This window comes from Lacihabitans sp. LS3-19 (assembly GCF_024343575.1).
Taxonomy (GTDB): Bacteria; Bacteroidota; Bacteroidia; order Cytophagales; family Spirosomataceae; genus Leadbetterella.
This window is the reverse complement of sequence record NZ_RJUA01000003.1, coordinates 294,646-310,176: the sequence shown is the minus strand read 5'-3', so window position 1 is coordinate 310,176 and position 15,531 is coordinate 294,646. Positions and strand designations below refer to the sequence as shown.

At 35.6% G+C, this 15,531-nt stretch carries 14 protein-coding genes; 4 read left to right on the top strand and 10 right to left on the bottom strand.

The features are described 5' to 3' along the window. Positions 1-120: 120 nt before the first annotated feature. On the top strand, positions 121-1,449 hold the full coding sequence (locus tag EGI22_RS05110) for a vanadium-dependent haloperoxidase (protein ID WP_255066817.1): 1,329 nt from the start codon (positions 121-123) through the stop codon (positions 1,447-1,449). Positions 1,450-1,492: 43 nt separating this feature from the next. Next, a complete protein-coding gene (locus EGI22_RS05105; RefSeq protein WP_255066816.1) occupies positions 1,493-2,800 on the top strand; it encodes a vanadium-dependent haloperoxidase in 1,308 nt (435 codons plus the stop codon). A 5-nt stretch (positions 2,801-2,805) separates the two neighbouring features. On the opposite strand, the gene EGI22_RS05100 is transcribed toward EGI22_RS05105, so the two are convergent. After that, positions 2,806-3,513 carry a hemerythrin gene (locus EGI22_RS05100; RefSeq protein WP_255066815.1) on the bottom strand — a complete coding sequence of 236 codons (708 nt, stop codon included), beginning with the start codon at positions 3,511-3,513 and terminating at the stop codon, positions 2,806-2,808. 187 nt (positions 3,514-3,700) lie between these two features. Here EGI22_RS05100 and EGI22_RS05095 point away from each other — a divergent pair, with 187 nt between their 5' ends. Together EGI22_RS05095 and EGI22_RS05090 are read left to right on the top strand one after the other, a co-directional pair. After that, positions 3,701-4,594 carry a hydroxypyruvate isomerase family protein gene (locus EGI22_RS05095; RefSeq protein WP_255066814.1) on the top strand — a complete coding sequence of 298 codons (894 nt, stop codon included), beginning with the start codon at positions 3,701-3,703 and terminating at the stop codon, positions 4,592-4,594. A gap of 45 nt (positions 4,595-4,639) precedes the next feature. After that, positions 4,640-4,849 (top strand): hypothetical protein, encoded by a 210-nt coding sequence (locus EGI22_RS05090; protein ID WP_255066812.1) that lies wholly within the window; start codon positions 4,640-4,642, stop codon positions 4,847-4,849. Here EGI22_RS05090 and EGI22_RS05085 read toward each other — a convergent pair. The 9 genes from EGI22_RS05085 to tsaD all read right to left on the bottom strand — a co-directional run bounded on the left by EGI22_RS05085 (position 4,846) and on the right by tsaD (position 15,360). Further along, positions 4,846-5,826, bottom strand: a complete 981-nt coding sequence (locus EGI22_RS05085) for an FAD:protein FMN transferase (RefSeq protein ID WP_255066811.1) — start codon at positions 5,824-5,826, stop codon at positions 4,846-4,848. The two genes, EGI22_RS05090 and EGI22_RS05085, sit on opposite strands and share 4 nt — an antisense overlap. A gap of 69 nt (positions 5,827-5,895) precedes the next feature. After that, on the bottom strand, positions 5,896-7,200 hold the full coding sequence (gene nqrF / locus EGI22_RS05080) for an NADH:ubiquinone reductase (Na(+)-transporting) subunit F (RefSeq protein WP_255066810.1): 1,305 nt from the start codon (positions 7,198-7,200) through the stop codon (positions 5,896-5,898). A 12-nt stretch (positions 7,201-7,212) separates the two neighbouring features. Continuing rightward, positions 7,213-7,827, bottom strand: a complete 615-nt coding sequence (gene nqrE / locus EGI22_RS05075; RefSeq protein WP_255066807.1) for an NADH:ubiquinone reductase (Na(+)-transporting) subunit E — start codon at positions 7,825-7,827, stop codon at positions 7,213-7,215. A 14-nt stretch (positions 7,828-7,841) separates the two neighbouring features. Continuing rightward, positions 7,842-8,504, bottom strand: a complete 663-nt coding sequence (locus tag EGI22_RS05070) for an NADH:ubiquinone reductase (Na(+)-transporting) subunit D (protein WP_255066802.1) — start codon at positions 8,502-8,504, stop codon at positions 7,842-7,844. Continuing rightward, positions 8,505-9,209 (bottom strand): NADH:ubiquinone reductase (Na(+)-transporting) subunit C, encoded by a 705-nt coding sequence (gene nqrC / locus EGI22_RS05065; RefSeq protein WP_255066800.1) that lies wholly within the window; start codon positions 9,207-9,209, stop codon positions 8,505-8,507. Next, on the bottom strand, positions 9,202-10,359 hold the full coding sequence (locus tag EGI22_RS05060) for an NADH:ubiquinone reductase (Na(+)-transporting) subunit B (RefSeq protein WP_255066794.1): 1,158 nt from the start codon (positions 10,357-10,359) through the stop codon (positions 9,202-9,204). Before EGI22_RS05060 ends, nqrC begins: the two co-directional genes overlap by 8 nt. Positions 10,360-10,397: 38 nt before the next feature. Next, a complete protein-coding gene (locus EGI22_RS05055; RefSeq protein WP_255066788.1) occupies positions 10,398-11,732 on the bottom strand; it encodes a Na(+)-translocating NADH-quinone reductase subunit A in 1,335 nt (444 codons plus the stop codon). A 170-nt stretch (positions 11,733-11,902) separates the two neighbouring features. Further along, complete coding sequence (locus EGI22_RS05050; protein ID WP_255066786.1) at positions 11,903-14,245, bottom strand: transglycosylase domain-containing protein; 2,343 nt, start codon at positions 14,243-14,245, stop codon at positions 11,903-11,905. 104 nt (positions 14,246-14,349) lie between these two features. Next, positions 14,350-15,360 carry a tRNA (adenosine(37)-N6)-threonylcarbamoyltransferase complex transferase subunit TsaD gene (gene tsaD / locus EGI22_RS05045; RefSeq protein WP_255066783.1) on the bottom strand — a complete coding sequence of 337 codons (1,011 nt, stop codon included), beginning with the start codon at positions 15,358-15,360 and terminating at the stop codon, positions 14,350-14,352. Positions 15,361-15,531 lie beyond the last annotated feature (171 nt).

Below are 15,531 nucleotides of genomic sequence, written 5' to 3'. Positions count from 1 at the left end.
ATTTTCCTAAACTAAATTTTCAAACTGTGTCTACAAAGTTATTCTACGGCATCAAAAAACAGTTAAGTTCTTGAATATTTGGCAAGGTTTTTGGGAGAATTTATATAAAAAACTCATTTAATGAAGGCTAAATTTATACTAAGCTTAATTATAGCAATTACTTTTTTTATTTCTTGCAAAAAAAATACAGATACAATTATACCAGTAATTGATAATCCTTCTGTGCTTACATCTACTTTTGAAGGAACGATGGCATCAGATTGGCTAAAAATTCAATTGGAGCTTATTAAATCTACACCCGGGTTTACACCCCCTGTGGCAGCTAGAGCTTTAGGTTATACATCTTTGGCCCTTTATGAAAGTGTGGTACACGGTATGCCTGGCTATCAATCATTAAAAGGGCAATTAAACGGACTTTCGAAGTTGCCAATTCCTGATTCTACGATGGAATACAATTGGGGACTAGTGGCGAGTGTAACACAATATTCGCTTTTACAGCAATTATATCTTTCTACTAGCGACAAAAACAAAAGTAAGTTAGATTCTGTAAGGGTCATATATGAAACAAAATTAAAAACTGGAACAACAGATGAAGTGATTGAAAGATCCGTAAGATTTGGGGCAGAATTAGCAACAGCAGTTTTCGAATATGCTAAAACTGACGGTGGAGCAACAGGACATCTCAATAATTTCCCTCAAAACTTCGTAACACCATCTGGTATCGGATTCTGGAAACCATCTGGCAGTCAGTCTATCCCTCTTTTACCCACTTGGGGACAAAACCGTACTTTGGTTAAAGAAAACATGAACGATAAACTAAACACACCAGTTTCGTTCTCTTTTGAAAAAAACTCATCTTTTTTTGTCGAAGCAAAAAAAATTTATGATCAATCTAAAAATCTAAGTACCGACCAAAAAGCGATTGCCAACTATTTTGCTGACGGAACAGGCTCCATCACACCACCAGGACACCATTTCAATGTGGTTAGGAAAATCCTTCTTGAAAACAAAACTAGTTTAGATGAGGTAGCAATAGCATACGCCAAGACAGGACTTTCATTAAACGACGCATTTATTAGTTGTTGGAAAGGAAAATATTACTATTTCCTAATGCGTCCGAGTACCTATATTAAGCAAACAATGGATAAAAACTGGGAACCTTTTTTAGCCAATCCTCCATTCCCTGAGTATGCTTCAGGACATGGGACAGCCGCTGGGGCAACAGTGACCATTTTAGAAAGTATTTTTGGAAATGCCTATGCTTTTGAAGACAATACCCATGAAGGAGTTTATCCAAACAGAAAATATGATTCATTTGCTGCTTATGGATCTGAAACATCAAATTCAAGAATTTATGGTGGCATTCATTACGAATTCTCATGTACTTCAGGGTTTGACAACGGTAAAACAGTGGCACAAAATATTTTAAAATTAAAATTCGAAAAATAGTTTTTTTATTTACTTTTAGTAAAAAATTAAAAATCAGAATAGTTTGAAAAACAAAAGCAAAATATTCTCTTTACTTTTTTCATTTTTAGTAATTCAAATTTCAGTAGCACAAAATTCAATTGAGAAATTAAACGCAGAAGTTGCTACACAATGGTTTGACCTTCAGCTAAAAATGATCCCTACCACTCCTGGCTTTACGCCTCCAGTGGTTGCTAGGTCTTTGGGTTATTCAGGCCTAACTCTATACGAGGCACTTGTGCATGGTATGCCTGGTTACAAATCTTTAGTAGGAGAACTTCAAGAATTAGAAAAATTACCTTTGCCCAATAAGAGCCAAATTTATGATTGGCAAATTGTAGCAAATAATGCATTGGCAATAATCCACGAAGATTTTTTTGCAAAAAATGCAAAGGAAAATCTACCAAAAATAACTCAACTCAGAGAAAATCTTAACAGAAAATTGCGAGGTTCAATATCAGAAGCCACTTTCAAAGCTTCAGTAAAATACGGTGAAGAGTTAGCTAATGCCATATACAAATACGCTAAAACTGATGGCGGCCACCAAGCCGAAATGCATAATTTCCCGAAAGACTTCAAACTCATCCCTGGCTCATGTATGTGGACACCTGTGGGTAAGCAAAGTGCATTGCAGCCTTATTGGGGAAGTAACCGAACCTTCATAAAAGGTAATGCAGATTTTGAATTACCAGTACCTCCAAAATGCGAAATTGGAAATTCTTCGATACTTTTTGCACAAGCTTTAGAAGTATATAGTGTTGGCAAAAACCTAAGTGAAGAACAAAAAGATATAGCGAAATTTTGGTCAGATGATGCTGGAAAAACCTTCACACCTCCTGGTCATGGAGTTTCTATAGCTTTACAGTTAATAAAACAAGAAAAAATGCCGCTTGACAAAGCAGCAGAAACTTTGTGCAGAATCGGGATAGCTGTTAATGACGCATTTATTTCATGTTGGAAATGCAAATACCAACACAATATGCTTAGACCTGTAAGTTTTATACAAACTACGATAGATCCAAACTGGAACGCATATTTAGAGAATCCGCCTTTCCCTGAATATACATCAGGTCACGGAACTGTTTCGGGTGCTATTGCTGCTGTATTAAATGATATGTTTGGTTACAATTATCACTTCACTGACCACTCGCACGATGGAAACGGACTCAAACCTCGGAGCTACGATTCCTTTAACGAATTTGCACAGGAAGCTGCTCTTTCCAGACTATATGGAGGCATACATTACCGTATGTCCAATGAAGAAGGCCTAAAAAATGGAAAAAGAATAGGTAGAAGTGCCTGCGAACTCAAATTAAAGATGAAAGAATCTTAATTTTTTTAAGCAGCTCTTAATTTATTCTCAAGCTCTTTTGCCATGGGCACCAAAACATGGTCTTCGATAATTGCATGTTTTCTCAATTCCATCTCAAAAAGCTCAACTTGATTTAGGAATACCCTATACGGAAGCGGAGTTTCATCGTCAGTAGAATAACTATGTATGATTGAAGAAACGGTCTTTAAATCATCCTCAATAGGATCGTGGTTATCGTTAAAATTATCAACTGAATCACTCTCTAGCATACCTTTAATATCTGAGGCATTCATTTCACCTTTAGATGCTGAAATCAAGTTCTTGATAAAAGGGAAAAATGTCTTTTCTTCCATCCTTATATGCTCAACCAACCTATTTTTATATTCATTAAAAAAAGCCGTCAAACTTGTCAAAAGCTGATGAGTAGCACCATATTTATTGAAAATATGAGACATAGTTTGTTCAATCTCCGGAAGTTTCTTAGATAAATAAAACTTATGAGAAGCTTGCAAATAAGCCAATACTTGATCTACCGAAAACTTGTGCAATTGCTGATATTGAAAATTCTCTTCGTCATGATTGTATAGCTCTAAAATCAGCTCCATCAATTCAGATTCCATATTGAATCTCGCATAAATATCCTGAGCGGCGGGATCAACCACGTCTAATCTTTCAGTTACCAATTGGTACATCTTGTTTGATTCAACAAGTCCTTCTAATGTTTTAGCGTCCATATCAATTATTATTTTCCTTCACAAAGGTTCTATTTCAAAAATAAATTAAAAATGACATAAATCATAGATAAAATATTTAAATAATTTGTTGTTAGCATTAAAGAAGCTTATTTTTAAAGAAAAAAAGGCATTTCAATTCAAAAAATTCAGAAAGGCTATTTTAAAAAATATTCAATCAATCTTAAAAATGAAAAAAAACACGAGTAGAAGAAATGTTTTAAAATCTATCGGCACCGCTTCGGCCTTGTCTATCAGCGGATTATCAACCGCCAATGCTGCTATAAAATCACATGGTGCATTGAAAAACAATATAAAACATTCTGTATGTAGATGGTGTTATGGCTCAGTACCATTTGAAGAACTTTGCCAAGGCGTAAAAGATATCGGCATGGCTTCTATTGAACTAACTGGACCAAAAGAATGGCCAATTTTAAAAAAATATGGCTTAACAGCTGCTATTGGATGGGGAGATTGGCCCAAAGGAATGGGTTTGAATAATTTTTTCAACAATCCTAAAAATCATGATGAGCTTTTTGCTCTTTACAGTGAATTAATTCCTGAAGCAGCTGCTAACGGTGTAAAGAATTTAATATGCTTTTCAGGAAATAGGAATGGAATGAGTGACATGGTTGGCATGATGAATTGTGCAACTATAATCAGAAAACTCATACCTATTTGTGAGAAAAATGACATCATACTTTCTATGGAACTTTTGAGTTCTAGAGATAGTCACCCAGACTATATGTGTGATACCATGGAATGGGGTGCTGCATTGTGTGAGATGGTAAACTCGGACCGATTCAAGATGCTTTACGATATTTTCCACATGCAAAGTATGCATGGAGACCATATTAGAAACGTGAGAAAGTACGGAAAATACATAAGTCATTATCATACAGGCGGTATGCCAGGACGCAAGGAGATTGACAATACGCAAGAGATTTATTATCCAGCTGTAGTGAAAGCCATAATAGATTCAGGCTACAAGGGATATTTAGGTCAAGAATTTATTCCTACACCAAAAGATACCCCAGGTATGTTGGCTTCGTTAAAAAGATGTGTTGAAATTTGCGATATCTAACAAAAATGGAGGTCTTTATAAATAGAAGACCTCCAAAATAATAAAATGAATATATTACCTTTATTTCTAGTCACCATCGGTTTAGTAATCATTGCATTTTTAATGTTTAGTGTAAGATTGCTTTTTATTAAAAATGGAGAATTCAAAGGCACTTGTGCCAGCAACAATCCTATGCTTCAAAAAGAGGGTGTAGTTTGCGGTGTTTGCGGGAGAGTAGCCGGAGAACCATGCGGTGATGATGCCCAAACTGCTTAATCTTTGGCAATCAATTTATTGAAATTTTCAGAAGCGGAAGTTTTTATTTCGCCTGACTCTTCATATATAGCAAAGTACTCTAGGTCTTCCTTTTTTGCTAGTTCTTGGGTTTTTTCTAAACCCATTACCAAAAATGCCGTTGCAAAAGCATCAGCTTTCATACAGGTTTCGGCTATTACGGATATGCTCAATAGATTATGCGTTACAGGAAATCCCGTATGGGGATCAATCGCATGAGAATATTTTTTACCATCATTTTCAAAAAATTTCCTATAACTACCCGAAGTCGCCAAAGATTTACCGTCTAAGTTAACAACCACTTGTAGGGCTCTTTCGTCCTGAGGTTTTTCAATCCCAACTTTCCAAGTTAAACCTTCTTTGTTTTTCCCTTTGCCTCTAACCTCCCCTCCTACCTCCACCAGATAGTTAACTATACCTTTGGAAGCTAAAAAATCGGCTATTACATCGACTGTATAACCTTGAGCAATCGCATTAAAATCTATTTGAGAATTGGGATTCGCTTTTACGATTTTCTGATTTTCTATTTTCACTTTTTCAAAACCAATCAATACTTTCAAACTATCTACTTGGGCATTATTAGGAGCAGGAAGTCCTTTTTTAAAACTAAAACCCCAAGCTTTTACTAAAGGGCCCACTGTTATATCAAAGTATCCATTAGTACTTTTAGAAGTCGTTTCTGACGCATTAAAGACATTAATAAAATGAGAATCCAATATATCGTAAGATTGATTACTATTTATCTTGGAAATCAATGAAGTAGAGTCCCAAAGCGACATACTTTTATCTATCATTTTAAAGATAGAATCTACCTGATTTGACAAATCATGTTTATAATTATCCTCATAATTTATCCTAAATGTAGTGCCTTGGGCTTGTCCTTCAATAACTTTATATTCAGTTTTAGAGGTACAAGAAATCAAGCTTAAAAACAGAGCAAACGAAAACAATAATTTCATAAAAGACTAAAGAGTATATAATTATTAAAACTAAAAAAGGACTTACAATAATTGCAAGTCCTCATTTTTTTATCCTCCGAAATCGTCAAAGGCCACGTTTTCTGGCGGTATACCCCAATCGTCAGCCATTTTAAGCACTGATTGGTTCATCATTGGAGGACCACAGAAATAAACCTCAAGGTCTTCAGGACTTTTATGTTTTTTCAAAAACTCGTCAATACAAACATTATGTACAAAACCTTTAAATCCGTCGCCATTTGGATCATCTATATCTTTTTTCAGCGTCCAGTTATCTTCAGGCAAAGGATTATCCAAGGCTATCACAAATCTAAAGTTTGGAAACTGCTTTTCAATTTCTCTAAATTCTTCTACAAAAAACAACTCTTTCTTGGTACGTCCACCGTAAAAGAAAGTAACTTTTCGTTTTGTTTTTAAGGTATGGAAAAGATGAAACAAATGCGAACGCATAGGTGCCATACCTGCTCCTCCACCAACATACAACATTTCTCTATCTGTATCCTTTATAAAGAATTCTCCATAAGGACCTGAAATGTTTACTTTATCTCCATTTTTCAAATTAAATATAAAACTAGATGCTACACCTGGATTTACGTCCATCCAGCCATTTTTTGCTCTGTCAAATGGAGGCGTAGCGATACGAACAGTAAGTTTAACTATATTTCCTTCGGCAGGATGGTTAGCCATAGAATAAGCCCTAAAAACAGGCTCCGGGTTCACCATTTTCAAAGGCCAAAGATTAAACTGATCCCAGTCACCGTTAAATTTCGTTGGCGAGTCATGATAGGCTGGGTGGGCAGTAATATCTATATCTTTATAGTTTACAGTTGTTTCAGGTATGTCTATCTGAATGTACCCACCCGCTTCAAAATCTAAGGTTTCACCTTCTGGTAATTTAACCTCGAATTCTTTGATAAAAGTAGCTACATTATAATTTGAAGTTACAGTACACTCCCATTTCTTTACACCAAACACTTCGTGAGGAATTTCAATGTTCATATCTTCTTTCACTTTTACTTGGCAAGCTAAACGCATATGTTCAGCTACTTGCTTTCTGTTAAGGTGATTTGTCTCAGTAGGTAATACGTCTCCACCACCACTCAAAACATTACATTTACACATGGCACATGTACCACCACCTCCACAAGCTGAAGATAAAAAAAGATTATTTGCGGCCAAGGCTGACAATAAAGTCTCCCCTGGCTTTACTATCAAAGGATTTTCGGTTTGACCATTTATGATAATACTTACGTCTTTTTGAGGTAATAGCCTTTCTTTTGCTTGTAAAATCAAAAACACAAACAAAAGAACCACTAATATAAAAACACCAATACTACTTGCAAGAATAGGGAGCATATTGAATATAGATTATAGTTTTATTCCAGAAAAACTCAAAAAAGCCATGGCCATAAGACCCGTGATTATCATCGCCATGCCCAAACCCTGTAAAGGCTCAGGTACTTTAGAATAGCGAAGTTTTTCACGTATTGATGCCAAAAGAACAATTGCTAAAAAGAAACCGATACCAGTACCAACAGAAAAAACCAAAGTTTCTGAGAAATTATATTCACGCTCTTGCATAAATAACGAAGCACCCAAAATCGAGCAATTTACTGTAATAAGGGGCAAAAATATTCCAAGCGAACTATACAGAGCTGGGGCGAATTTTTCAACAATCATTTCTACCAACTGTACAGCACCAGCGATGGTGGAGATAAATAAGATAAAGGCTAAAAAGGTTAAATCTACCGTGGCCAAAGATGGATGAATCCATGCCAAAGCACCTTCCTTTAGCATATAAGTTAATATAAGATAGTTTAGCGGAGCTGTAAGTAACATTACAAATATTACCGCTAAGCCTAAACCGGTCGCTGTTTTTATTTTCTTAGAAACAGCCAAATATGAACACATACCGAGAAAGAATGCAAAGATTGCATTTTCAACAAATATTGATTTTACAAAAATTCCTAAAAGGTTTTCCATTTTCTATTTATAAATTAAGAAATATTGGTCAATTTTTTATTACGACTCCTCTGCCACCAAATATATCCGCCAATTAGAAACAAGGCAGATGGGGGTAGCATCATAAGACCATTGTTAACATAACCGTGATCATAAGCCCACTGCGGAACCAAATTAAAGCCCAAAATTGAACCGCTTCCAAAAAACTCTCTAAAAACCGCTACAGTAATTAATATTATTCCATATCCTAAGCCATTACCAATACCATCTAAAAACGAAGGCCAAGGTTTTTGGGCAAAAGCAAAAGCTTCTAATCGACCCATAACAATACAGTTTGTAATAATCAAACCAACGAATACTGAAAGTTTTTTACTTACGTCAAACATGTAAGCTTTCAACATTTGGTCAACAATGGTAACCAAAGTAGCAACTACAATTAATTGAACAATTATCCTGACCCTTGTTGGAATACTTTTTCTAATTATAGAAACTATTAAGTTGGAAAACGCAGTTACAAAAATAACTCCAAGTGTCATAATGATGGCTGGTTTAACCTGCACTGTCACGGCCAAAGCCGAACAAATACCTAAAACTTGTACTGTAACAGGATTTGAATCATCTAAAGGGTCCTTGATGATTGCAATATTTTTTTTGGAAAACAAGCCTTCTTTTTTAGGCTTTTCTAATACTTCTGCCATTTAGTTTTTTTGTTTATTGAAATATACCAAATAGGGTTCTACACAATTCCTTATCATATCGTTGGTGCCATTCGAAGTGATTGTACCTCCCGAAATAGCATCCACTCTGTACTCTGGACCGAAATCAACCTTCGCCGAAGATTTCACCACATTCACTGAAATAAAACTATTATTTCCATCAATAATTTTTTTACCAATAAATTTCTCTTGAAAAGGTTTTTCAGCAATTTCAGCTCCTAAACCCGGTGTTTCTGATTTATGATCAAAAAAAGCACCTTTCACAGTATTCAAATCAGATTCAAAAGAAATAAAACCCCAGATAGGTCCCCAAAGTCCAACGCCTTGCATAGGAACTACATAATTTTTTCCTCCTTTGTCATCCGTATAAATATATAAAGGTAGCTTTCTATCTTCAAGATTTTTACCCAATTCTTCCTTTAGAACGACCGTATTGGCTTTCACATCTGGAATTATATCACCTTTGCTATTTAAAACTAATTCTTCTACTTGCTTACCATAAATACGCTCAATCTCGGAGCTAGAACTTGGCTCTACCAGAACAGACTTTAGAATGTTTGACTTGGCATCCAGAGCCAAATTAAAATCTTGTTTTGGTTTTAAAACTACTGAGGTTGTCGCCAAAATAATTGCCGTAAGTATGGAGATACCTATAGCATAAATAAATGTGTAACGATTACTATGCATTTTTCAATCTAGTTTTTATATGTCTTTCAACTACGATATGGTCAATTATTGGTGCGAAAACATTCAATAATAAAATGGTCAACATTACGGCTTCTGGATAAGCTGGATTAAATACTCTAAGCACAACTATCATAATACCAATAAGTAATCCATATATTATTTTTCCTGTATTTGTCTGTGCGGCTGATACAGGGTCCGTAGCCATAAATACTGCTCCAAAAGCGAAGCTTCCCATCAACCAATGAAAATGTGCTGGAGTGTGCATAGCATGAGCTAAATTATCTGCTGGAGCCAATATATTCATCAAAAGACCCATAAGATAACCCCCAACAAAAATAGAAACAATGATTCTCCAACTTCCAACACCTGAGACTATGAGAATAACAGCTCCAATCAAACAAGCAAGTACAGAGGTTTCGCCAATTGAGCCCTGTTCAAAACCCATAAACATATCCCAAGCTGAAGGTAAACTGGCATAGTTTGTATCGAAAACAACCAAGTTTGTAGCTCCTGAAAAGGCATCAACTACTTGATGACCAACTTCAGGAGAAAGGTCTGTCCAAATGTCGCCTGACATAAAAGCTGGAAAAGCAAAAAACATAAATGCTCTTGCCAGCAAAGCTGGATTCATGAAGTTCATACCAGTTCCTCCAAAAATCTCTTTTCCTAATAAAGTACAGAAAACGGCTCCTAATGCTACCATCCATAAAGGGACAGTAACTGGTAGAGTAAGTGGTATTAACAAACCTGTTACCAAGTAACCTTCAGAAACTGGGTGACCTTTGGTAATAGAAAAAAGGAATTCAACACCTAATCCAGCGGCATAAGAAACCACAATAATTGGAAGAACTTTTATTAGACCAAAAATCATGTTATCCATAAAGCTACTTTCCATTCCAAAGGCTAAATAGTGTTGATGACCCGTATTCCAAATACCAAAAAGCATGCTTGGAATCAAAGCTATGATTACCATCAACATCGTCCTTTTGAGATCCATAGCGTCACGAACATGAACACCATTTTTTGTGGTAGTATCAGGAACGAAAAGAAAAGTCTCAAATGCATCAAAAAGATAGTGGTATTTTTCTAATTTGCTACCTTTGGCGAATTTAGGTTTTACCGAATCTACTAATTTTCTTGCTAATTTCACTATTGAGTAATATTTAATGTTTTTCTGATTAGAATAGTTTAAGCATCCATCCTGATCAATTCTAATCCTTCTCTTACTATATTTTGAACGTCAATTTTAGATGTACACACAAACTCACAAAGAGCAAAATCCTCTTCTGAGATTTCATGTATTCCTAATGCTTCCATTCGTTCAATATCTTTTGCTAAAATCGATTTTAGTAAAATAACTGGCATGATATTCATAGGCAACACTTTATCGTATTCACCACTTACCACAAATGCCCTCTCTTCACCATGTGTATTGGTGTCAAGATCATACGTTTTGTTTGGTGTTAACCATGAGAAGAAAGACCTTGAAAGGCTAAGTTTTCCAAAACCTGGCAGTGCCCATCCAAAAAACTCTGGTTGATTCCCTTCAGTGATTACTGTTACTTGATTGGTATAGTGTGAAATAAAATCGGATTCGTTTGAAGTTGTACCCGACAATACATTTCCTTGAATAATTCTTTGATTGTCTTCTTTGATTTTATCTTTCACTAAATCTGCAACAGCTTGACCAGGAATAACCTCAAAATATCTAGGATCTACTACCCCACTTCCAACCAATCCCACGGTTCGTTTTGGAGTATATATCCCTGATAAAAAAAGTTCTCCGATAATAGCAACATCTTGAGCATTTACATACCACACTGTTTCACCAGGACGAATTGGATCAGTATGGTGAATTTGAATACCAACGTTTCCTGCAGGGTGAGGCCCTGATACTGAAATCACATTTACTCCTTTAACTTTGTTGGCAATACTTGACATTTCGTCGTTATTGACACTAACATTTAATTTACCCTCCGACAAAGCACTCAAAATCTCTAGCCCTTTTTGAAGTTTGGCTTTATCTAAAATAAAAGTGTAATCTGGAGCTAATGGTGCAGTATCAAACAAAGAGACAAAAATACTTTTAGGTTTTGTTTGTGGGTCAGGAATCATATCGAAAGGCCTTTGCCTTATATATGTCCAAGCACCACTTTCTAAAAGAATATTCTTAACAGATTCTGAACTTAATTCCGAAGGAATATTAAATTGAATTGCAGAATTCTCTTTATCTGTTAATATTTTTATTTGGCTGATTCGCCTTTTTTCTACTCTTACTATTTCTACTATTTCGCCACTTACAGGTGACGTGAAAAATACTTCAGGGAGATCTTTGTGAAAAAAAATCTTTTGCCCAGCTTTAACAGCATCGCCTTCGTTGACGAGCAATTTCGGGGTAACATTTTTAAAATCAGAGGGTTTTAAAACAACTATACTGGGGGCATCTATTTTTTCAATTTTCTTTTGTGGTAATCCAACTAATTTGATGTCAAAGCCTTTTTTGATTCGTAAATTATTGCTCATAAAAGTTTAAAATAAATATAGGTAGATGCCCTAAACACCTTGATGTTACAAATCTAACGAGCCATATCAAAAATCCAAATATTTATTAAAAAAATTTACTTTTTTTATGGCAAAAAATACTTTTTTATTGAAAATGAATTCATTATGTGAATTTGGTCATATATTCTAGTTTATAAAAGTTCATCGTCATCAGCAGGTTTTAGTGCTGGCTGCTTAGGCTCCAAATCGTTGGGAGAAGAAAAACCATCATTAGGACTCAATACACAGTCACCCATTATTCTAAGGCCATCCGGAATAATAAACTTCGATTTTTTATATTCCAAAGTATTGTCTGCATATACTTTTTGCATAAACATACCCCATGCTGGCATTGCGTTTCTTGCTCCCTGCCCATAGTATATAGAAGGAAAGTGTATCGCACGATCCTCACCCCCTACCCAAACTCCTCCTATTAACTCTTGTGTCATTCCCATAAACCAACCGTCAGAGAAGTTGGAAGTTGTACCAGTTTTTGCTGCTATTTCATTTCCATCCAATATTCCGTATCTAGCTAATCCCGCTGCTGTACCGCCTCCTGCTGTGGCTCCTTTCATAAGATGAATCATTTTGTAGGCAGATTCTTTACTTAATACCTCCTTTGACTCTGGAAAAAACTCTTTTATGACCTCTCCATTTTTATCTTCAATTCTTAATAGCACCATTGGCTCCGTATGCTTACCTTGATTTGCAAAAACACCATATCCACCTAGCATTTCAAAAAGCGAAACTTCTCCCACGCCTAAACAAAGAGATGGAGAATTGGGCAATTCAGACTTAATGCCTAATTGATGTGCGTATTCTATTACTTTTGAAGGTTTAAACTCTTTAATTAATCGAGCACTAACTGTATTTACAGATTGTCCCAGTGCTTGCCTTAAAGTCAGAGATTCATATGAATATTTACCATCGGAGTTTTTCGGTGTATACGAGCCTACTATACCATCTGCTGGACCGAAAGTTATGGGTTCGTCAATTACTCTCTCACAAGTAGAAAAACCATTATCTATGGCTGTAACATACACAAAAGGCTTGAAAGTAGAACCTGGCTGCCTACGGCTCTGGAAGACGTTGTCGAATTTGAAATGCTTAAAATTAATTCCACCTACCCAAGCCTTTATGTTACCATTGCGAGGATCCATGGCCAACATTCCGATATTTAAGAATCTTTTGTAATGTTTTAACGAATCTATATGTGACATTACAGTATCTCTATCACCATCCCATGTGAAGATGGTCATTGGTACTTTCTCTCGCATTTTAGACAAAATCAGCTTTTCATCATCTCCATAAGTTTTCTTTAATAATCTATAAATCTCCGTCCGTTTAGCACTATTTTCAATAAAGTTAGGAATCTCAACATATTGGCTTGAGTTCTCACTTTTTCTTTGCACCCATGGATTTTTACCTTTATAAGCTGCCTCAAACTTTTTTTGCTGATCTTTCATATGGACTTTCATAGCTTCTTCTGCATAGGCTTGCATACGGGAATCTATTGTCACATAAATCTTAAAGCCCTTTGTGTAGAGGTCTGAATCTTCGTAGCCAGAATCTTTCAATTGTTTCTTGACTATATCCTTAAGATATTCTCTAAAGTACTGAGCCATACCATAATTGTGACTTTCTGGAGAATAATTGAGTACGATAGGTAAGTCCGCCATTTCTTTTCCCTCCTCTGGACTAAGTTTATTAAATTTCACCATTTGCGATATTACAATATCTCTTCTGCCACGCGAGTTTTTAGGAAAAAACTTAGGATTGAACCTAGAAGGATTTTGAATCATTCCAACCAATAGTGCAGATTCTTCGGGTTTGAGGTCTTTAGGTTGTTTTTTGAAATACGTTTTAGCAGCGGATTTCAAACCATAAGCACCACTACTAAACTCAATAGTATTAAGGTACATGGTCATGATTTCGGCTTTTGTATATCTTCTTTCAAGTTTTATAGCTGTTACCCATTCTTTTGCTTTTATGGTTAAAGTCTTCGCAAGAGGTAATTTATACAACAAGCCTTCATAGGCCTCATCTTGCCTCATTTTAAAGAGATTTTTAGCCAATTGTTGTGATATTGTACTACCTCCACCTTTTCTGTTTAATGTAAGAATCCCTCCAAAAACCCTTAACATACTTCTTGCATCTATTCCAGAATGCTTAGAAAAACGAACATCTTCAGTCGCAATAAGAGCATTTATAAAATTATCTGGAATTTCTTCAAACTTCATATCGCTACGATTTTCGAAGAAAAATTTACCTATAACTTTATTGTCAGTAGAAATTATCTCAGAAGCAACATCACTTTTTGGATTGTCTAAATCATCTACTGAAGGCATCTTACCAAACAACCAGAACAAGTTCAGATTAAGTGCAATTATAAATAGAAAGAAACCTGCTAGTCCTAAATAGAATATTCTGTAAAGCGATTTTATTATAAAACTGTATTTTCCGGAGGCTAAGTTTTTAAGAAATGGGAGCTTCATATATTTTAGAAAAGAATTAATATCTAGGTCAAAATTAATATTTTAAATGAATGAACGCTTGATTTGAAGAATAATTGCCGAAAAAAAATCTAAAAGACTGGCTTTTACAATTGAAATCTTGGCAATGGACTAACTTTTTGATCGGCGAATTCTGACGCTAAAAATTTATAATGTGCCGCCATTGCAATCATAGCCGCATTGTCAGTACAATACTGAAAGTCAGGAATATACAGATTCCATCTTTGTTTTTCTGCCTCCAATTTCAATGCTTCTCTCAAGCCTATGTTTGCAGAAACTCCACCAGCAATAGCTATTTCTTTAATTTTCAACTCTTTAGCTGCCTTTTTAATTTTCCTTACCAGTGTCAATATCAGGGTTTTCTGATAAGAAGCACAGATGTCTTTGATGTTTTCTTGAACAAACTCCTGTCCATGTTTTTGGATAAAATATAATAGGGAGGTTTTAATGCCACTAAATGAAAAGCTGTATGCAGGCATTTCGGCTATCGGAAATTCAAAAGCGTCTGGATTGCCTAATGCGGCATTCTGGTCTATTCTGGGTCCACCTGGATATCCTAAACCTAACATTTTAGCCGCTTTATCAAATGCTTCGCCCACAGCATCGTCTGCCGTTTCTCCAAGAACTTCCATATCTAAATGGCTCTTAATCAATACAATTTGGGTATGGCCTCCACTAACCGTCAAACATAAAAATGGAAATTTCGGCTGCGGTTCATCTATAAAATGAGCCAAAACATGGGCTTGCATGTGATTTACTTCAATCAGCGGAATATCCAAACCTAGTGCCATGGCTTTGGCAAAAGAAGTCCCTACTAAAAGCGAGCCTAATAAGCCTGGCCCACGCGTAAAAGCTATAGCAGAAAGTTCATTTTTATTAATTTTTGCTTCTAGAATGGAGGCGTTTACCACTCTTACTATATCTTGTTGATGAGCTCTCGACGCTAACTCAGGCACCACCCCTCCGTGTTGTTCATGTATAATCTGTGATGCTACAATGTTTGAGAGCATTTTGCCGTTATAAATAACCGCTGCGGATGTTTCGTCGCATGAGGATTCTATGGCTAAAATGACTATATTTTCAGTATTTAAAGGCATTTAGTTTTTATTTTCATTATTTTTAAGAAATTTTGCATAGCTTTTGCAATACAAATATACTTTAACGCAAAGATACAAATCGACCAAGACGCACGGAAAAAATTCTTGTTTGCATTAATCTAAAAACAGTATTTAATCAAAAAGACAAAACTCTTGGTGGTTTTTTTAAAA